At 46.9% G+C, this 20303-nt stretch carries 16 protein-coding genes and 1 tRNA gene; 5 read left to right on the top strand and 12 right to left on the bottom strand.

Going from position 1 to position 20303, the window contains the following annotated elements; genetic code table 11:
• Positions 1-10: 10 nt before the first annotated feature.
• From NSS87_RS25075 to NSS87_RS25085, 3 genes are all read right to left on the bottom strand, one after another.
• Positions 11-2179: a glycoside hydrolase family 3 N-terminal domain-containing protein gene (locus NSS87_RS25075; RefSeq protein WP_339243338.1), complete on the bottom strand. Its 2169-nt coding sequence runs from the start codon at positions 2177-2179 to the stop codon at positions 11-13.
• Positions 2180-2223: 44 nt separating this feature from the next.
• Entirely contained in the window at positions 2224-2973 is a 750-nt protein-coding gene (locus NSS87_RS25080; protein ID WP_339243339.1) for an alpha/beta hydrolase family protein, read from the bottom strand.
• A 62-nt stretch (positions 2974-3035) separates the two neighbouring features.
• The gene (locus NSS87_RS25085; RefSeq protein WP_076120813.1) at positions 3036-4049 is read right to left on the bottom strand and encodes a LacI family DNA-binding transcriptional regulator; all 1014 of its coding nucleotides are present in this window, start codon (positions 4047-4049) and stop codon (positions 3036-3038) included.
• Between the two features lie 402 nt (positions 4050-4451).
• Here NSS87_RS25085 and NSS87_RS25090 point away from each other — a divergent pair, with 402 nt between their 5' ends.
• On the top strand, positions 4452-5360 hold the full coding sequence (locus NSS87_RS25090) for a serine hydrolase (protein ID WP_339243340.1): 909 nt from the start codon (positions 4452-4454) through the stop codon (positions 5358-5360).
• Positions 5361-6118: 758 nt separating this feature from the next.
• Here the strand turns inward: NSS87_RS25090 and NSS87_RS25095 are convergent.
• Together NSS87_RS25095 and NSS87_RS25100 are read right to left on the bottom strand one after the other, a co-directional pair.
• A tRNA-Arg gene (locus NSS87_RS25095) sits at positions 6119-6192 on the bottom strand.
• 170 nt (positions 6193-6362) lie between these two features.
• Positions 6363-6719 carry a hypothetical protein gene (locus NSS87_RS25100; protein WP_042130688.1) on the bottom strand — a complete coding sequence of 119 codons (357 nt, stop codon included), beginning with the start codon at positions 6717-6719 and terminating at the stop codon, positions 6363-6365.
• Positions 6720-6864: 145 nt separating this feature from the next.
• Between NSS87_RS25100 and asnB the strand changes: the two genes are divergently transcribed.
• Positions 6865-8709 (top strand): asparagine synthase (glutamine-hydrolyzing), encoded by a 1845-nt coding sequence (gene asnB / locus NSS87_RS25105; protein ID WP_076300472.1) that lies wholly within the window; start codon positions 6865-6867, stop codon positions 8707-8709.
• A gap of 63 nt (positions 8710-8772) precedes the next feature.
• On the opposite strand, the gene NSS87_RS25110 is transcribed toward asnB, so the two are convergent.
• The 4 genes from NSS87_RS25110 to NSS87_RS25125 form a co-directional block, all read right to left on the bottom strand.
• Positions 8773-9609 (bottom strand): aldo/keto reductase, encoded by an 837-nt coding sequence (locus tag NSS87_RS25110; protein ID WP_339243341.1) that lies wholly within the window; start codon positions 9607-9609, stop codon positions 8773-8775.
• A 157-nt stretch (positions 9610-9766) separates the two neighbouring features.
• Positions 9767-10222 carry a cupin domain-containing protein gene (locus tag NSS87_RS25115; RefSeq protein ID WP_042191321.1) on the bottom strand — a complete coding sequence of 152 codons (456 nt, stop codon included), beginning with the start codon at positions 10220-10222 and terminating at the stop codon, positions 9767-9769.
• Positions 10223-10323: 101 nt separating this feature from the next.
• Positions 10324-11259, bottom strand: coding sequence for an SPFH domain-containing protein (locus NSS87_RS25120; RefSeq protein WP_042191323.1), 936 nt, complete (start codon positions 11257-11259; stop codon positions 10324-10326).
• Positions 11259-11687, bottom strand: a complete 429-nt coding sequence (locus NSS87_RS25125; protein WP_149644740.1) for an NfeD family protein — start codon at positions 11685-11687, stop codon at positions 11259-11261. Before NSS87_RS25125 ends, NSS87_RS25120 begins: the two co-directional genes overlap by 1 nt.
• A gap of 600 nt (positions 11688-12287) precedes the next feature.
• Between NSS87_RS25125 and NSS87_RS25130 the strand changes: the two genes are divergently transcribed.
• Positions 12288-14216 carry a glycosyl hydrolase family 18 protein gene (locus tag NSS87_RS25130; protein WP_339243343.1) on the top strand — a complete coding sequence of 643 codons (1929 nt, stop codon included), beginning with the start codon at positions 12288-12290 and terminating at the stop codon, positions 14214-14216.
• A gap of 77 nt (positions 14217-14293) precedes the next feature.
• Positions 14294-16516, top strand: coding sequence for a glycosyl hydrolase family 18 protein (locus tag NSS87_RS25135; protein WP_339243344.1), 2223 nt, complete (start codon positions 14294-14296; stop codon positions 16514-16516).
• Between the two features lie 120 nt (positions 16517-16636).
• On the opposite strand, the gene NSS87_RS25140 is transcribed toward NSS87_RS25135, so the two are convergent.
• The 3 genes from NSS87_RS25140 to NSS87_RS25150 all read right to left on the bottom strand — a co-directional run bounded on the left by NSS87_RS25140 (position 16637) and on the right by NSS87_RS25150 (position 19327).
• A complete protein-coding gene (locus NSS87_RS25140) occupies positions 16637-17278 on the bottom strand; it encodes an XTP/dITP diphosphatase (RefSeq protein ID WP_339243345.1) in 642 nt (213 codons plus the stop codon).
• Between the two features lies 1 nt (position 17279).
• Positions 17280-18038 carry a ribonuclease PH gene (gene rph / locus NSS87_RS25145; RefSeq protein WP_042130710.1) on the bottom strand — a complete coding sequence of 253 codons (759 nt, stop codon included), beginning with the start codon at positions 18036-18038 and terminating at the stop codon, positions 17280-17282.
• Between the two features lie 164 nt (positions 18039-18202).
• Positions 18203-19327, bottom strand: coding sequence for a GerMN domain-containing protein (locus tag NSS87_RS25150; protein ID WP_339248666.1), 1125 nt, complete (start codon positions 19325-19327; stop codon positions 18203-18205).
• Positions 19328-19599: 272 nt separating this feature from the next.
• On the opposite strand from NSS87_RS25150, the gene NSS87_RS25155 reads away from it, so the two are divergent.
• The gene (locus NSS87_RS25155) at positions 19600-20208 is read left to right on the top strand and encodes a phosphatidylglycerophosphatase A (protein WP_339243346.1); all 609 of its coding nucleotides are present in this window, start codon (positions 19600-19602) and stop codon (positions 20206-20208) included.
• Positions 20209-20303: the final 95 nt, after the last annotated feature.

Below are 20303 nucleotides of genomic sequence, written 5' to 3' on the forward strand. Positions count from 1 at the left end.
TATATTCTACTTAAGCTAATGTTAAGCGAAAATCGCGTTCTTTAACCTCTTGGCTATTTGGACCCACAAACAATTTGAATTGTCCCGGATCACTGCTAAAGCTTAAGTCGCTATGATAGTAACGAAGCTGTTCTTCCGTAAGCGTAAAGCTCACTTCCTGGCTTTCTCCCGGGGAGAGGCTGATCTTAGCAAAATCTTTCAGTTCCTTCATTGGTCTGACAACTTCTCCTGAAATGTCTCGGATATAGAGCTGCACTACCTCTTCACCTTGTACATTACCCGTATTAGTCACCGTAACAGTTACTTTAATAGGCTGATCCTTCGTCATTATTTCACCGGAAAGGATCGGTTCACTGTAGCTAAATGTCGTATAACTAAGACCAAAGCCAAATGGCAGGAACGGCTCATTAGGAATGTCCAGATATTGTGAGACATAACGCTTGTCAGCACCCGGTACATGAAGAGGACGTCCTGTATTGAAATGATTGTAATAGACCGGAATTTGCCCAACAGATACAGGGAAAGACATCGTTAATCTTCCTGACGGATTCTCGTCACCATACAGTAGACTGGTAATCGCCGCGCCGCCCTCGCTTCCTGGGAACCAGGCTTCCAGAATAGCATCCGCGTTCTCGATCACACCACTAAGATCCAGCGGGCGTCCGTTAAACAACACCACCACAACAGGCTTACCCAGCGTCTTCATACGTTGCAAAAGCTCACGCTGCGCTTCCGGCAAGCGGATATCTGAACGACTTCCAGCTTCTCCACTCATATCTGAATGTTCTCCAAGCGCCAGCACAATCACATCGGCTTCCAGCGCTGCCGCTTTCGCCTCCAGCCATTGCTCTTCTGTAAAGCTCTCAATCCCGGAGCCTTCTGCAACGGTAACCTTACCTGCAGCTGCACGAGCTTCAAAAGCTGGAGCAAGACGGCTAGCTTCTTCTGTTGAACCCAACCAGGACCATGGTCCAAGAATATCTCCGTTATTAGCAAACGGTCCGATTAGCGCAATCCGCTGCTCTGTCGCAAGCGGCAGAACCTGATCATTCTTCAGTAGAACGCAGGATTTAACCGCTAATTCTCTCGCTGCTGTCCGGTGAGCATCACAGAAAATTACCTCGCGCTCTTTCTCTATATCTGCCCCACGTAACGGATTCTCAAACAAGCCCAGTCTTTGCTTCAATTTCAAAATACGAAGTACGGCTTCATCAATGATACTTTCATCCACTTGCCCATCTGCTACAAGAACTGGCAGTTGGTGCACATAACACTCTGTCATCATCTCGATATCCACGCTAGCTTTGATAGCTTTAAGTGCTGCTTCAGCCTCATCCTCGGCGACACCATGTGGGATCAGTTCCTTCACCGCGCCCCAATCCGAGATCAACACGCCGTCAAAGCCCCATTCCTCACGCAGCAGCTGACGAAGCAGCTTAACGTTTCCGCTTATTGGAATCCCATCAATCGTGTTGAACGAAGTCATAACCATTTCTGCACCCTCATCCAGTGCTGCACGATAGGCTGGCAGATAATATTCCCGTAGCTGACGTTCTGATAAATCGACCGTATTATAATCCCGTCCGCCTTCGGATAGACCATAGGCTGCAAAGTGCTTAACGCAAGCCGCCAGACGACTTACATCACCCGTCAAGTCATTTCCCTGAAACCCGCGTACAAATGCACGGGCAAACCTACCATTCAAATAAGGATCTTCGCCGGTAGACTCCATCACTCTTCCCCAACGCGGGTCCCGAACAAGGTCCGCCATAGGTGCAAAAGTAACGTGTACACCAGATACTGCCGCTTCTTTAGCAGCAATCTCAGCGCTTAGCTCCGCCCGTTCCATATCCCAAGAGCAACCAATCGCCAGTGGCACCGGGAAAATCGTCTTAAAGCCATGCACGATATCCGCCATCATCAGCAGTGGAATACCCAATCTATTTTTACGTAAATGAGCTTCTTGGACGGCAATGACTTGCTCTGCGCCCGAAAGTCCAAGTACTGAACCACTGTTCTCAATCATGTGATCCGTAATCCCCATGGATGCCATAGGGCCAGTGATTTGCCCTCCTTCTTCCGCTCCTTCATAGAAATTAGCAGCTAGCTGCTGCAATTGTGCTATTTTCTCTTCAAGCGTCATCTGGTTCAACAGGGACGTCAGTTGCTGGTCTTTCATCTCAAATCCTCCATAATATCTCTTTCTGCAATTGCTCATTGCTCTTAGTTGTTCAAGAAATCAAAAGTTGTCTTCAGATGCTCCTCCCAGAATCTCCATTCATGTGTTCCCGGAGTCTCTACATATTGAAATGTATAGGGACTCGCTTGCATATGAGAAGCAAATTCCCGGTTCATCTCCACAAATGGATCTTCCGAGCCACAGCAGGTCAAAATTGAAGGCAGCTTACGTTTATCGTCGACCAATTTAGCCGCTAAAGCATACAGATCTTGATCCGGCTTAACTTGTAAGCGTTTTCCGAAAGTACCTGCCATCTCCCTCGCCATATCCGAAGACATTTGCGGGTCTTTCAATCTTTTCTGAATATCTGTAACGCCTGATAAGGAAACTACTTTGCTGTAACGCTCAGGATAGGTAAGTGCACATTTTAGTGCCCCATATCCGCCCATCGATAGTCCGGCAACATACGTCTTTTGCGGATCATCATCCAGTCTCATCATTCGGCCACAAAGCTCAGGAAGCTCTTGCGTAACATAGTGGAAGTAATCCAATCCGTACTCCATATCTGTATAATAGCTTCTTCCTACCTGAGGCATTATGACTGTACAGCCATACTTGTTAGCATACTGCTCAATGGTGGTCAGCCTGTACCATGTGCTAGCATTGTCGCCAGCACCATGTAACAGATAGAGCGTTCCTCCGGTGGTATTGCCCGAATCAACGGGGGAGATGATGCTGATGGACGTTGTCATTCTTAAGGTAGGAGAACCAGTCTCAACGGTTAGAAGTGCCATATGTCATCTCCTTACGGAACCTTTTTTTAAAATATAAGAAATTATGCCGAAGGCGTTTATGCTTATTTATTAATCTTCTTGCAAGATCCCCGCTTAACCAAAACAGACTCGAATACCACATGTTTGTTCTCCGATTGTCCCGAAATCAGGTCAAACAGAATTTCAACACTGGCTTTCGCCATATCCACCCCAGGTTGGCTAATCGTATCCAGCGATGGGTGATAGTATTCTGCCATCTCTATACCGTCAAATCCGATGATCGAAATATCATTTGGAATCGATAGACCCAAAGACAATAAAGCCTTGGCAGCTCCGATAGCGATGGTATCTGATGCGGCAAATACAGCGGTGATATCTTTTTTCTTATTAAGCAGTCTTTTCGTAGCCGTAAAACCAGAACTTGGACTGTATTCACAATCCTCTACCAAGGAAGCATCATACTCAATCCCATGATCCTCAAGGGCCTTAATATAACCCATAAGACGACGGTTTCCGGTAGTATGCTGAACCAAAGGAAATCTGGCCAAAAAGCAAATGTTCCGGTGTCCGAGTGAAATTAGATAGCTCACAGCTTTATAAGACTCTTGCATATCATCAATGATCACACTAGAGAATACGGCAGGATCAACATCCTTCGTAGTCGTGATGGTAGTCAAAACGAATGGGATCGGCAATTGTTTGAATTTTTCTTCAGAATGGTCATATGTACCACCCATAAAGATTACCCCGTATAAATTCTTTTCCTTCACAAGCTGAAGAGCAGCATTGATCTCATCCACTCCATCTTCAACATGCTGGATCAGAAGCGGGCAGCCGCGCAGATTCACTTGACGCTCTACTTCTTTAATCATGTCTGCAAAAAACGGATTTGCAATCCCCTTAACCATAAGTGCTATCGTATTAGAACGCGTTTTTTTCAGATTGCTTGCATTTCCATTTGGAATGTAATTATGTTCTCTTACAACAGCCATTACTTTAGCTCTGGTTGCATCACTTACGACACCGGAGTTATTAATTACCCTGGAGACCGTGGCGATACCAACGCCTGATAGCCTTGCAATATCCTTGATATTCATAATTCCCCCTGTTTCACCCCTATAATGAGCTCCCCTGCACCTGATGAAATCAGCTTGGTGGAAACGCATAAAATGATGGGAAACGTTTCCCATGACGTCATTTTGACTGTTTTCGGATCTAAATCGCTTAATACGTTCATTATGGACAGATATTTTTTAGAAGTCAACCTATGATTTTTGACTAAAAATGATTCGTATCTCAAATTCGTTTTAAATTTTAATTGTTTTGATGTTAAATAGTAGTCTTTCTGCTTGCATTGACTTTAAAATAAGAATAGAATAGCATCGATTTAGCTATTTAATATCTAGTCAGAGGAAACGTTTCCACATCATTTTCAATCATTTCGACTACCAAACTTCCTAATCCCAGCTTGGAATCTAAGAGAGAGAGGGCTACATTTTATGTTAAACATGACTTTCTTCGAAGCCCAGATCCGCGAACGTGGATTGAATGTGTTCAATGTTCGTGTGCTTCAAAATGGAACGTTAGTGGGAAAAGTGGATTTCGCAGAGGATATTCGGCGCTTGCAGCATTCGGTCAGCAAATCTTTTACATGCATGGCGGTGGGTCTAGCCATCGAAGAAGGAAAACTATCACTAAATACAACACTTAAGGATGTGTTTCCAGATTATGCATTTGCTCATAAAGAGGCCCTTCCTTCCATGCAACCTGGGGAGTTGACCTTGTTCGATTTACTACGTATGAGTACAGGGCATGATTCCCCACCGTTTTGGATTGAAGAAAGATTGGCCTTGAAGGATGTAAATTGGATACAACATTATCTATCGCTACCTTTAGACAGACCCCCGGGGGAACAGTTTACCTACAGCAGCGGGGATACCATTATGATCTCTGCAATGGTTCAGGCCCGTGTCGGACAAACCGTAAAGGATTACCTCATTCCCCGTCTCTTTGCCCCACTAGGCATAGAAAACGTCGATTGGGAAACGGCACCTCAAGGGATCACCCTCGGTTGTGCCGGACTTCAGATCAATACGGAAGAACTAAGCCGATTTGGACAGCTTCTTTTGCAAAAAGGAATGTGGAAGGGACAGCAGCTTATTCCCGCAGCTTGGGTTGATTTTGTTACACAAAAGCAGATCGAAAATAACGTAGCTGGTGATTGGGGCCAAGGGTACGGCTGTCAATTCTGGCTGTGCACGCACGATGCATATCGTGCCGATGGTGCTCATGGTCAATTCTGCATTGTTGCACCGGATCCACAAGTGGTAATCGCTATTAACAGTATGGAAGATAATATGCAGGCTATTCTAGACACTGTCTGGGAGGAGATCTGGCCGCTTCTTTAGCGGTAGGCATATGCAAGACAGCCTTCTCACGGGAAGGCTCAAGGTGCCGAGAAAGTAGTGGAGGCTACTTTCTCGGCACCTTCTTTTCGTGTAATTAGGGAAAAGCTCCCTCTATTTAGCCGATATTTGCTTGAAAGGAATGAAAAGAGGGAAATCCTCCCTAAAAATCGGGGGAATATCTATATTCGCCAACGAATTAGTTAAATTACAGGGAGGATTTCCCTAATTATTGGTCTATTGAGCAGAAAGCTCTGAATTATAGGGAGATTTTCCCTAATTATCTGTCAGAGCTTCAGTTTACTTACTTTGGCGAGGATGCTCTGCACGCAAAAACAGCCCTCCCGAAGGAAGGCTGTTACTTGCCCCGAGCGGGATGCAGCCCTTTCGGGCTGACTGCGTAGCTGATCCTATCGATGCTTATGCTCCGACGAACCACCCGGGCTTCTCTTTCCCTGCACGCAAAAACAGCCTTCCCGAAGGAAGGCTGTTACTTGCCCCGAGCGGGATGCAGCCCTTTCGGGCTGACTGCGTAGCTGATCCTATCGATGCTTATGCTCCGACGAACCACCCGGGCTTCTCTTTCCCTGCACGCAAAAACAGCCTTCCCGAAGGAAGGCTGTTTCTTGCCCCGAGCGGGATACAGCCCTTTCGGGCTGACTGCGAAGCTGATCCTATCGATGCTTATGCTCCGACGATCACCCGGGCTTCTCTTTCTCTGCACGCAAAAACAGCCCTCCCGAAGGAAGGCTGTTACTTGACGTCCCGGAAGGGATTCGAACCCCTGACCGTGCGCTTAGAAGGCGCATGCTCTATCCAGCTGAGCTACCGGGACACATAAGAATTAATGATATGTATTGACGCAACGATATTTATTATACCTTATTCAGCAGAATTTTCAAGATCAAACATTTTGGAAAATAAGTAATCTTAATCCTAATTTGATAATAACGAGGGTATCCTAGCTATTTTCATAGCTTACGGATACCCTCATTTCTACTCATATTACTCCAGATTCCGAAAATGCTGCTCCAGCTGCTTTTTTAAATCTCCGTAAGTCATTAATTCTCTCTGAAACTTGGAACGTTCATCTTCTGGCGACATAATCATACTGCCTGTAAACGCGCTCGAAGTCACATCTTTAAAAGCATCATGCATATTGTTATCAAACCAATCGGTAGAAGTGTCTGCGTCGTTAGTGAGGATACGGACAATCTCATAGCCTTCTTCGCGCTGATCTTCTACGATATACACCAAAAGCGCAGGATCACTAACAGCACCCGGCAATACACCTACTTCTGCACAAGGCGCACCGTCATACTCCATCATTCTGCGAATTTTGGCATCTTTAATATAATACACCTGTCATCCTTCCCTCCTGGCAAATTCCTCTCTCCCCTAGTGTTCGGATAAGGACATACATTTTATGCCTTCCTTCGGCATATATCTGTATTACTTGGCAAAAAAGTAAGGACAACAATCGCACAAAAAGAGAGGATGAACCATCATGTGCGGAATAACCGGATTTATCCAGTGGCGCGGAGATCTCACGCAGCACTCGCAGTTGCTGGTCAAAATGACTGAAACTTTAGCAAACCGCGGACCCGATGCAGCTGGAACTTGGATTTCAGGTCCTTGCGCATTCGGTCACCGCAGACTTAGCGTTATCGATCCAGAGAACGGCGCGCAGCCTATGATCACCCGCCATGAAGAACAGGTATACGCGATTGTGTACAACGGCGAATTATATAACGCACCCGAGCTCAAACAAGAACTTAAGCAGCGGGGTCATCAATTCCGTACCCAATGTGACACCGAGGTTCTGCTGCATGCCTATATCGAATGGGGACCGGATTGTGCAGAGAAGCTCAATGGGATCTTTGCCTTTGCAGTGTGGGACGGACTTCGGGATCAGGTCTTTTTTGCACGTGACCGCTTAGGTGTGAAGCCTCTGTTCTATAGTAAAGTGGATGACGTCTTAGTTTTCGGATCAGAGCCTAAGGCACTGCTGCAGCACCCCAAGGTACAGCCAATAGTCGGACCCGAAGGGTTAGCGGAAATTTTTATTATCGGTCCAGCCCGTACACCAGGACACGGTGTTTATAAGGATATGCAGGAACTTCGTCCGGGGCATGCCATGATCTATAGTCGCGAAGGTCTGCGTAGTTACGCTTATTGGAAGCTGGAAAGCGCAAAACATACTGACAATGAAGCAGAGACAGCCGCTAAAGTACGTGAACTGCTGCAGGATACGCTCGAACGCCAACTGGTTTCAGATGTTCCTGTCTGCTCGCTCTTGTCAGGAGGGCTGGACTCCAGTGCGCTGACAGCACTTGCAGTGGACTACTACAACCGAAACGGCCAGGGACGAGTGGATACGTATTCTGTCGATTATGTCGACAACGACAAGCACTTCAAGAGCCATACTTTTCAGCCCGGAGCAGATGGTCCATGGATTAAGCGAATGGTCGATGAATTAAATACGAACCATCACTATATCTCATTTGATACGCCAGAGCTTGTAGAAGCACTTGATAATGCGCTGTACACACGCGATTTACCTGGGATGACCGATGTGGACTCTTCTTTGTATTTATTTTGCCGTGAGATCAAAAAGAATGCTACTGTAGCCATTTCCGGCGAAGCTGCAGATGAGATTTTTGGCGGATATCCTTGGTTCCATCGGGAGGAGATGCTCTCCTCGGGTACTTTCCCTTGGTCAGTTGCTCCTAAAATGCGTGCAAGTCTATTATCCCCTGAAGTTAATGAATGGATTCGGCCGCTGGAATATTTGGGTGACAGATATAGTGATGCTGTAGCGGAAGTCCCAACATTGGATGGGGAGACAGGTAAACAAGCACAAATGCGCGTAATGTCCTATTTAAACATCACACGCTTCATGCCTACTTTGCTCGACCGTAAGGACCGAATGAGTATGGGCGCCGGACTAGAGGTACGTGTTCCTTATTGTGATCATCGGCTCGTTCAATATGTCTTTAATATTCCTTGGGAAATCAAGAACCTGAACGGTCGTGAAAAGGGGATTTTGCGCAAATCGCTTGAGGGAATTCTTCCAGATGATGTGCTATATCGTAAAAAAAGTCCTTACCCGAAAACCCACAATCCAGCCTATTTAAACGCAGTACGAACACAAGTATTGAACATTCTAGATGACTCTACTTCGCCAATACTTCCTTTAATCGATGCCGCCAAAATCCGTGAGATCGCTGCCTCCCCAGAGTCCTCAACCAATCTGCCTTGGTTCGGTCAGCTCATGTCCGGTCCTCAGCTGTTTGCTTACCTAGCTCAAGTAGATCTCTGGCTGCGTAAATATAACGTCTCCATCCAGTAAGCGACAAGCCAAACAGCAAGTCCCCGTATCGGTGGCTTGCTGTTTGGCTTGTATTCGTAATTTTTAGAAATTAAAATTGTCAGGATCCGGACCGAAACGATGGTCTCTGTTCAAATCTTCGATGGCTTTAACATCCTCATCACTTAACGTGAAGTCAAAGAATCCCGCATTCTCCTTGATTCGATCCGCATGTACCGATTTTGGAATCGTAATTACGCCTTGCTGCAAATCCCAACGAAGTACAATTTGAGCAGGGGTCTTATCATACTTTCCAGCCAGCTCATTAAGAAGGGGGAGATCTAGGTTTCCTTGCATTAGTGGACTCCAAGCTTCAAGCTGGATCCCTTGCTCATTGGCATACTTCAGCAACTCGCGCTGAGTCAATAGCGGATGGAATTCCACCTGGTTCACCACTGGAACCACGCTAGTGTCCTCGATGATATCCTTCAGATGATGAATCTGAAAATTGCTCACGCCGATAGATTTGATGAGACCCTCTTTTTGCAGATGAATTAGAGCTTTCCATGTCTCCCGATACTTTCCTGCCACCGGCCAATGTATGAGATACAAATCTATATAGTCCAGCCCCAGCTTGCGCCGGCTAACTTCGAACGCTTTCAGCGTTGATTCATAGCCTTGATCAGGGTTGCGCACTTTCGTCGTAATAAACAGTTCATCACGGGCCACTCCACATTCACGAATAGCCTGACCTACACCTTCTTCGTTATTGTAACCAGCAGCCGTATCAATACTGCGATATCCAAGCTCCACTGCGGTCTTGACCGCGTGAATAACCTCTTCCCCATCTTTAGTCTGATACACGCCAAGGCCTAGCCACGGCATGGTCACTCCATCATTTAAAGTCGGACCTCCCGAGAACGGTGCATTCAATTCACTCATCGCTTAACCCTCCAAGCTTATTGTTATTTCATTAATCTTACTTAACCTAAATTCACGCTTCAGAAGCAAGCGCTACCACAAAAGTATAGCAGACTGCTTCATCATTCCCAAAATCCTCATAAAAAAACGGAGGCATATATAAAGCCCCCGCTCTTCTTTATTTCTCAATCAGTTTGAAATCATCAAAATGGAATTCAGGAGAAACGATACAGGATACCAGTACTGGTTCTGATCCTAACGGACGAGCTGCCTGCCATACGCCTGCTGGAACTACGACCTGCGGCTGTTGACCTGCAGCAATATCGAGACCCAGAATAACTTCCTGCACATCCTCAGGCTTATCTCCATTACCTCCGAGACTAAGCACTATTGGACTACCGGAATGCCAGAACCAAACTTCATCGGACAAAACAGTATGCCAATCAGATTGTTCCCCCTCGTGTAGCAAAAAATAAATCGAAGATGCCGAATGGCGCGATCCGGAATAGCTATCCCCAAGCACTTCCTGCGGAATTTCAAATTCGGAGTTCCAAAGTCTTTTGTACCAACCGCCCTCAACATGGGGTTGTAATCCGAGCAGTTCAACTAACGGTGAGATTTCTTTTTGTGTCACGGTAGCTTCTCTCCTTCAAAGTTTGCATGAGCAACAATAGCTTCGTATGCATAGGGTTGTTTTTGCTTTTACTTTAACGGAAGAAGCACGAATTGTAAAATCTATTTACTATCCTTGCTCGCTTTGAATACCTCAGCAATCGCCCCAAGACTTCCCAGCGTTTCAACAGCGCTTGTTGGCAAGAATACTTTATTTGCAGGACCTTTGGCGATTTCAGCCAGAGCCTCGAAGGAGCGATATGCGAGCACATGCTCATCCAGACCTGCTGAGCGAATCAGCTCAATGCGTGATTTTTCTGCTTCAGCCACGGCTTGAATTGCTTTCGCCTCACCATGAGCTTCCAGCTCCTGTGCTTGTCTTGAACCCTCTGCTTGGCGGATACGTGCTTCCTTGTCGCCTTCCGCTTTCAGAATCTTGCTCTGCTTATCCCCTTCAGCACGCAGGATCATATCTTGCTTGGCAGCTTCCGCTTCCAAAACAATCGCCCGTTTGCTCCGCTCTGCTTTCATCTGCTTATCCATTGCTTCTTGAATATCGAGCGGCGGCTTGATATCGATGACTTCCACACGCTCGATTCTTACGCCCCATTTCTCTGTAGCCTCATCAAGCGCCAGACGAATATCAGTTGAGATTTTTTCACGCCCAGACAGCGTTTCATCCAATTCTAGCTTACCAATAATTTGCCGCATAGTTGCCGTTGAAATGTTTCTTACCCCATATACATAATCGGAAATGCCATACGTAGCTTCCTCTGGTCCCACTACCTGATAGAAAATAATCGTGTCAATCTGCACCTGCACGTTATCCTTCGTGATCACCGTTTGCGGAGGCACATTCGCTTGTTGAATCCTTAGATCATGGTAAGTACGCACCTGATCAATCACAGGTATCAGAATGTTCAGACCCGGCGTCAGTAGACGATTGAATTTACCCAGACGTTCCACTACACCTACCCGTTGTTGCGGTACGATTTTGATCGTTAATGCCACAAATACTACGACTACCACTAGAATAATTGAAATAATTGCCCATTCCATTAGTTCATATCCCCCCATCGTTCTACTTCAATAATGGTCGTGCCTCTCTTCACTACTCTGACTACTTCGTCCTTGCCCAAAGACTGGTCAGAGCTCGCGCTCCACGTATCTCCGCCTACCTTCACTTGCCCATAGCGCCCTTGCTCAATCGGCTCAATGACGACTCCTTGCCTGCCTACGATTTCTGTGCCTGTATCCTTGAACCCACGTGAACTGCGAAATTTAGAAACCAGTGGTTTCGAGAATATAGTCAGACCAAGTGCGACCAGTGATCCGAGGATCACCTGAAACAAAATGGCTTCAGGAACAATCATCGACACCACACCTGCGGCCAACGCACCAATACTAAGCCATAGCAGATAAAAAGTAAGCGTCATCATCTCTACAACAAACAGGACACCGGCTGCAATCAACCAAAACACAACCATCGGTGAACCCACCACCTTCCTTATGATACTACTATAACGAAATGAAACAGCGATGCGTTGCGTAATTCCGTAAAAATATTGCAGGCATGTATATAATTTATATTCATAACATCGGAGGTTATGTGTTCTGCATGAGTTTCCTTAAAAAGAGGACATACACCTTTTCTATCAAAGTTCACCTAAACAAGTATCCATGAATTAGAAAAATGTCCCCCTATATTACTGAATTTTATCCCTAGCATAATCGCTCTCTATGCTTGAAAATAAGAAATGCCTTCACCCATAAATAAGAAATTAATCCTAATTATTGAACTCCAAACCCACTCTTCTACTCACCCTACACCCCTTCAACAATGTTACATCTACAAGTTTATCAAAAAGGAATCCTTAAAACAGCAGTTTAGAAAGCGCTTACTTATTGTGTGAGCTTTATGTGGACCGCTATTTTTTTGCTGCTAAATCTATGAAATGGGTGTCAGTAGAATGAGAGATATGCAAGGGTGAAGGTACAGGTGAATTTCAAATTATGGGAGGTGAAGGTAGGGTTTCTTGCCGAAAAGAATTTCGAACTACACATTGAACCTTGGAGGTATAAAATCAATGATATTCACGAAAAAAAGTTCACGTAAGACCTTTGCGATCGCGATGATCGCCGCGCTTGTTCTTACACTTTTTTCAGCCCTGGGTAGTAGTGCCAAAACGGCCAACGCCGCACAGGATTATAAACTGGTTGGTTATTACGCTTCTTGGGCCGCTTACGGGCGGGCTTACAATGTATCAGATATCGATCCTACCAAAATGAATGTCATTAACTACGCCTTCGCAGATATTTGTTGGAATGGCATTCACGGCAACCCTGACCCTACCGGCCCTAATCCGGTAACATGGAGCTGTCAAAATGAGCAAGCACAGACCATTAACGTTCCGAACGGCACGATTGTTCTGGGTGACCCGTGGATTGACACCGGAAAGAGCTTCGGGGATGACAAATGGGATGACCCCATCAAAGGTAATCTGAAGCAGCTATGGAAGCTGAAAGAAAAGAACCCGAACCTGAAAACGTTGATCTCCGTTGGGGGCTGGACCTGGTCGAACCGTTTCTCGGATGTGGCGGCTACAGCCGTAACCCGTGAGGTTTTTGCCAACTCAGCGGTAGACTTCATTCGTAAATATAAAATGGACGGGGTCGATCTCGACTGGGAGTACCCAGTCAGCGGTGGGCTCGCAGGCAACAGTTATCGTCCCGAAGATAAGGAAAACTATGTACTTCTACTGCAAAAAATTCGTGAGAAGCTAAATGCTGCCGGTCAGACCGATGGCAAAACCTACCTGCTGACCATTGCTTCCGGTGCAGGACCGACGTACGTCAATAACAATAATCTTGCAGGTATTGCTTCCATTGTTGACTGGATCAATATTATGACCTATGACTTCAACGGGAGCTGGAATAAGACCACCGGTCACAATGCTCCTTTGTACTATGATCCAGCCGCTTCTGCATCAGGCCTGACCGAACCGCAAAATTTCAATGTCGATAAAGCGGTAACCAGCTATTTAGCCAATGGCGTACCCGCGAACAAGTTAGTGCTTGGTATGGGATTCTATGGCCGTGGTTGGGGAGGTGCTCCTGCCGCAGGAAATGGCCAATATCAATTGTCCGCTGGTATTTCGTCCACGGGCACATGGGAAAAGGGGAGTTATGACTTCTATGACCTCGAAGCTAATTACATTAACAAAAACGGCTATACCCGCTATTGGAATGACATTTCTAAAGTGCCTTATCTCTATAATCCAACGAACCAAACTTATATCAGCTATGACGACGTAGAATCTTTTGGCCATAAGATCAGTTATCTCAAATCAAAAGGCTTAGCGGGTGCCATGTTCTGGGAGACAAGTGGTGACCGGAACAAAACACTGACCAATAAGTTGAACGCCGACCTTGGCGGAGGAGTGGTACAGCCGACACCAACTCCGACACCAACCGCAACAGCAACTCCAACACCAACGGCAACAGTAACTCCAACCGCAACTCCGACTCCTACGGTAACTCCAACGCCGACGGCTACTCCGGGACAATGCGCAGCGGCGTGGAACCAGACTGCCGTATATACTGGCGGCCAGCAAGTTTCTTACAACGGTTCAGTCTATGAAGCTAAATGGTGGACTCAAGGCGATCGTCCCGACCTTAGCGGTGCTGCTGGAGTCTGGAAATTCATCAACGTATGCGGGACAGCAACTCCGACTCCAACGGCAACAGTGGCACCAACCGCAACTCCAACACCAACGGCCACTGTAACACCGACAGCAACAGTAGCACCGACGGCAACTCCAGCGCCAACTGCAACAGTAGCACCGACGGCAACTGTTGCACCGACCCCTGGGAGTTCTAGCTGGATTGTAGGAATCGCTTACAAAACGGGTGACATCGTTAGCTACAACGCCAAAACGTATACTTGCCTCCAGCCCCATACTTCACTTCAAGGCTGGGAACCGGCGACCACACCCGCACTCTGGAAGCTGAATTAAGACTCATTATTAACGCGAAAGGATCACCGTTCCTGTCTACTCCCACAGTCATATTATCCCTTTTGGAGGAATGTTAAATGAATATAAGTACACGTAATAGGCGAAGTAAATCCGCACGCTACATTGCGGCCTTAATGAGCGCCATCATTCTGCTTCCACTTTACACAAGTGCAGGTGGATCGTCGCAAGTAGCCTTAGCAGCAGGGACGACGCCTACTGCTCCAGCTCCGGCTGCAGATCATCCGCGTAAAATTGTAGCTTACTTCCCGGAGTGGGGAGATCAGGAGAACAAAGGATTTTATACTGTCGACAAAATACCGTGGGGCAAAATCACTCACATTAACTATGCGTTCGCCAAGGTAAACCCTCAAACGAACAAGATTGATCTGATGGACCGTACAGCAGCTATCGAAAAAGACTACCCTGACCAATTAACTAATTTGCCGTATAAAGGACATTTTAATCAACTCGTAAAGTATAAGCAGTTATATCCCGATGTCCGCACCCTGATTTCGGTTGGTGGTTGGTCGGGTTCTGGTGGTTTTTATAACATGGCCAATTCGGAAGCTGGCCGCGAGACCTTTGCCAACAGTGTTGTAGATTTTCTACGTACCTACCAATTCAACGGTGTGGACATTGATTGGGAGTACCCATCCGGTACTGGTCAATCCGGTAACCCGAATGACTTCGGTGTGGCTGAGCCGCTGCGCACAGTGAATTACAACAACTATGTTCTCCTCATGAAAAAGCTTCGTGAAAAGCTGGATCAGGCAGGCACACAGGACAATCAGAAATATGACCTAACCATTGCCGCAACCGCCTCCTCTTGGATTCTGGGCGGAATGAAGCTAGGGGAAGCCAACCAGTATTTGGACTGGGCGAACCTTATGACCTATGATTTCCACGGCGCTTGGAATGGATATGTTGGGCCGCATTCCGCCCTGTACCCGGATTCTCGTGATACTGAAACAGCTGCGCTGGGCACTCCGGTTCTGAATACCGACTGGGCCGTTCGATACTATTTGGGTACGCTTCCTCCAGAAAAAATCGTCATTGGAGTTCCTTATTACTCACGTGGCTGGAAGAATGTAAATGGAGGCATCAACAACACCGGTCTTTATGGTACAGCTCCTACAACCGGAGGGGGAGCCGACGGCGTATACGGAATCTGGAATGATCCTGCACCAGAGCAGCCGGCCGGCGCAAATCCAATCTGGCATGTGTTGAATCTGCTCAAAGATCCAGCGAACAAACGTTATTTCGATCCTGTTACCAAAACTCCATACTTGTTCAACGCAGACAAGAAGGTCTTTCTTACGTATGAAGATAAGGAGTCACTCGGCTACAAACTGGATTATATCAAGCAAAAAGGCTTGGGAGGGATGATGTTCTGGGAACTGACCGGCGACTACTCTGAAAAGAGTGATGGCACCTTTACGTACGGCAACTCGTTGACCGATTTTGCCTATGACCAGTTTAAGACAGCCTCTCTGCCAGGTGGAACTCCGAAGCCACAACTACCTGCACCTACGAACTTCAGTCTTAGCTTCAGTGGCGCTTACGATCATCCGAATTATACCTACTCCCTGAAAATAACGAATAACACAGGCGCGGATATCTCCGGTGGCTGGAAGCTGGAATTCGATCTACCGACAACAACAACCCTGACCTCTGCATGGGGAGCAGGAACTGTAGAGCAAATCTCGACGGCTTGGGACTTTAACCGCTATCGTATTACCGGAACGGCATCCCAAACGATTGCAAACGGAGCCACATTGGAAGTTCCGGGCATGATGAAGCTGAATTTCTCGGGAGGTCCGCAGCGAATTACGCTGAACGGAAGCTCGTCCCAGCAGGAATACGACAAACTGTATGGAGGCATCACTCCAACGCCTACACCTACTCCAACAGCGACACCGACACCGACAGCAACACCAACGGCGACGCCAACCGCAACGCCAACACCGAAGCCCACTGTAACACCGACGCCGACTGCAACCATAGCACCTACTCCAACACCAACCGTTGCACCAACGCCGACACCAACTATAGCACCTACTCCAACGCCAACCGTTGCACCAACGCCGACACCAACTACAGTACCTACTTCAACACCAACCGTAACACCAACGCCAACTGCAACACCGAGTCCGGGAATATCTGCCTGGGCAGCAGGAGTAGCATACAAAGCGGGTGATAAGGTTAGCTACAACGGGTTAACGTATACATGTCTGCAGCCCCACACTTCACTTCTGGGCTGGGAACCGACAGCAACACCTGCACTCTGGAAGCTGAACTAATCCAATAAAATTATCAGCCTAGCCTTACAAATCAAAAGAAGCTTGCAAATCAAGGTACTCCACCTTGGATCTGCAAGCTTCTTTATTTTATCTCTCATGCGACCGCATGGAGCGCTTAGATTAGGAATTCAAGTCGTTAGCAGCAGCTAGCTTCTCAGTCAGCGACCTTAGCGCAGTTCCTCGGTGGCTAATCCGCTGCTTCTCTTCGAGCGTTAGCTCGGCCATTGTCTTTTCATATTCCGCCAAGTAAAACAACGGATCGTAGCCGAAGCCTCCACCACCAGCAGGTTCGGATGTGATCCATCCCTCCACTGCACCTTCAGCGGTTAACTCCCGTCCTGAGCTTGGATCGTATAAGGACAATGTACAGACAAACCGAGCTGTACTTAGCAAAGGCTGTCCGGTATCCTCGCCCTGTTTTAGCTTCTCAAGTTCGCTAAGCAGCTTCAGATTGTTCTCTTCATCTCCTGCATTTTCCCCTGCGTAACGTGCAGAGTACACACCCGGTTGGCCATCCAAAGCGTCTACGCAAAGACCCGAATCATCGGCGAGTACCGGGATTCCAAGGGCGTCACCTACGGCTTTGGATTTTTTAAAGGCGTTCTCGGCAAAAGTGGCTCCGTCTTCCACCACATCGGGCAGATCCGGATAGTCGTACATACTTTTCACTGTCAGCCCTAGCGGGGCAAAAGCATGCTCGAATTCGCGTACTTTCCCCTTATTCTTCGTCGCAACAATAAGAATACCGCCGTCAGACTTCATGCTACACCTCTTGGCCCGGCTGGCCGGAAGGGATTTTGAGAGCAATCGCTCCAAGCGCTTCTTTCTGCGCAGCAATCAGTTCATAGATTCCCTTCTCACCTAGACCCAGCAAAAGATCCAACTCTTGACGAGTGAACGGTCTTTCTTCGCCAGTCCCCTGAAGTTCAACAAAGGCACCGCCGCCAGTCATAACTACATTCATATCTACTTTTGCTTTGGAATCTTCTTCATAATTCAAATCGAGCAGTGTTTTATCCCCTACAACACCGACACTGATTGCCCCCAAGAAATCTGTTATAGGAAACACAGGCAACTTGTGCTGAAGTGCAATTTTGTTAATAGCAAATGCCATAGCAACAAAAGCACCTGTAATCGAAGCGGTCCGCGTACCACCATCCGCCTGAATCACATCACAGTCCAGCGTAATACTACGCTCGCCTAACGCTTGTAAATTAACTACGGAACGAAGCGCTCGTCCGATCAGCCGTTGGATCTCCATAGTCCGTCCGGTAAGCTTACCACGTGCAGCTTCACGCTGATTACGGGATTGAGTTGCCCGAGGAAGCATCGAATATTCAGCGGTTACCCAGCCTTTTCCTTGCCCTTTAAGAAACGGAGGCACTTTTTCCTCCACAGTAGCCGTACAAATGACTTTAGTATCTCCCATTTCAATGATCACGGAGCCCTCAGCATATTTATTCGTTTGGGTTGTTATTGTCAGCGGCCGTAATTGGTCGTCGTTTCGCCCGTTTGATCTCATCTTTTCTGCCTCCTACATCGTATAGCTAAAAGTTTAGCGTGAGTCCCATTGCCCCGTCATAAATACCGAGTAGCACAATGCTTGGGACGTAACGTCTTTTTGAGCAACTTTTATTCTACCAAAGAGGAGGCACAAAAGCATCTTTTAAACCTTACAGGGTCATTCTATAACGGGATCTCATTCAAATATTCAGGTGCGGAAACAGGTTTGCTGTAGTCCACATTATCTGTATCCGTAATCGATTCCTTGCCGTTCAAGCGAATTTGTACCAGAGAATCATCCGAATTTTGCGCAACCGTCAGTACGACCGATTCCAGCATTTCAGCGGGTACACCTTTACCATCTGTGAACATATCATCCGTCAAGGACACGGTAACTACACCGTTCTGCCCAGCATCAACGGAATCAAGTATCGTCCCCTGTGTCATGACCATTTCCAGCCCATTTCCGGATTCAGGACCTGCAATCAATTCGTTCAAAGCAGCAGTCAGCTGTTCTTGTCCGGCGGGTACAAAGCGGGTTACAGGTACATAATATTGGATACCGTCAGGAGATGTTGTGGAAAAATAAACAGTAACCGCACTGGAGTTCATCAGAAGTGGACCTTGCTTCGGCAAGTTTATGCCCATTGTGCGGGTTAATGGACGATCCAGCGGAGTTCCTTGAAGCGGCATCTCTGTGAGCTTTTTACCATCTACCCAGAGCTGTACGCTTTTAATGTCATCTTGACCGGTCAGCGTCCAAGTGATAGCTTCGAGGATTTTACGTTCCTCTAAAGGATCATAGTTATTGAATTCTTTATTAAATTCCACGACAGCTAAATTCGACTTCTTATCTACCGTAATATTTTGAACTTCCGTTCCAGCTGGAAGAACGCCTAGGAAGCCTTCAGGCACTGATGAGGCATATTCTCCCTTGCTCACTAATGCCATTAACGAGTTTTTGAGTGCGCTGGAATCTTTGCTCTTTGGCAAGCTTAGGGATACAGGAGCGAGTAATCCATTACCATCTTCCAAAAATACAGTTGTCCGGTCTCCAGAAGCATTGCCCTGTGAAGTTTTGGTGCTGCCTTTAACCGCTGTCTGTGTATCATCCTGTGTCACAGGACCGAATACACCTGAATCCAACGTAGTATTTCCACTAGTCTGTAACATTTGTGCTTCAACCTCTGGTGGCGGAGCATCAATCGATGCCGATTCTGAACCAAACAGCCCACAGCCGGACAGTGCCAGTGGAACTGCGAGTAAGCATACTGCGGAGATTCCGCGGATTTGTTGCATAGGTTTCATCATTTATTACCCCTTTCAAGGTTAGATATCATTTGTACTGCTATGTATACGAGACCTTTGTCCAAAAAATAACAACAGCTTATCCTAAATTGTTGGAAAAGCCTGTGAACTACTTCTTCATCTCAAGTAGGGCCTGGATATCAGTTCGCTGAAACTTCCCTCGCTGGACAAATACTTCCAGTGAACGTACAATCTGAGGTAACAACAGTCCTTAACATCATACTAACGTTTGCTGTAATGAAATGACTTACTAAACAACGAGGTGACTGAACATGGCTGATGACAAAATCGAAAAAATTCCGTACAGTCTGAACAGCAAGGCCGTCGCAGATGCGACCAAATTCTGGCTGAACAAGCGTGGAGTAACCCTGGAAGAAATCGCGGAACTCGTTATGTTCCTGCAACAGAAATACTATCCGAATTTAACGATGGATGAATGTATCCATAATGTAGAGATGGTGCTTAGCAAGCGAGAAGTACAAAATGCTGTACTAACAGGCATTCAATTAGATGTACTGGCAGAAGAGGGCAAGCTGTTCTCCCCACTTCAAGATATGATCGAAAATGATGAGGGATTGTACGGCGTAGATGAGATTCTTGCCTTCTCTATCGTGAACGTATACGGCAGTATCGGATTTACCAACTATGGCTATGTGGACAAGCTGAAGCCAGGCGTTCTTCAAAGGCTAAATGACAAAAGTACCGGACAAATCCACACCTATCTCGACGACATCGTTGGAGCCGTGGCGGCGGCAGCCAGTAGCCGAATCGCACACCGCAAGCAAGCGGAGCGCGAAATTGAGCTGGATCTGCCTCACACACCAGAGGATCGCGAAGAAGCCGCTAGGAAACTTAAGGAATATGATGAAACTCCGGAGTGAGGAGTTTTAGGTACACCAGAATAATGAGTTTCAGATCGACTATATGAAACTCTGAGGAAAAAGCGATTGTTTCACAGCCCTGCGGGCTGCTGAGA

The sequence above is a fragment of the Paenibacillus sp. FSL F4-0243 genome (assembly GCF_037963295.1).
Lineage (GTDB): Bacteria > Bacillota > Bacilli > Paenibacillales > Paenibacillaceae > Paenibacillus_AQ.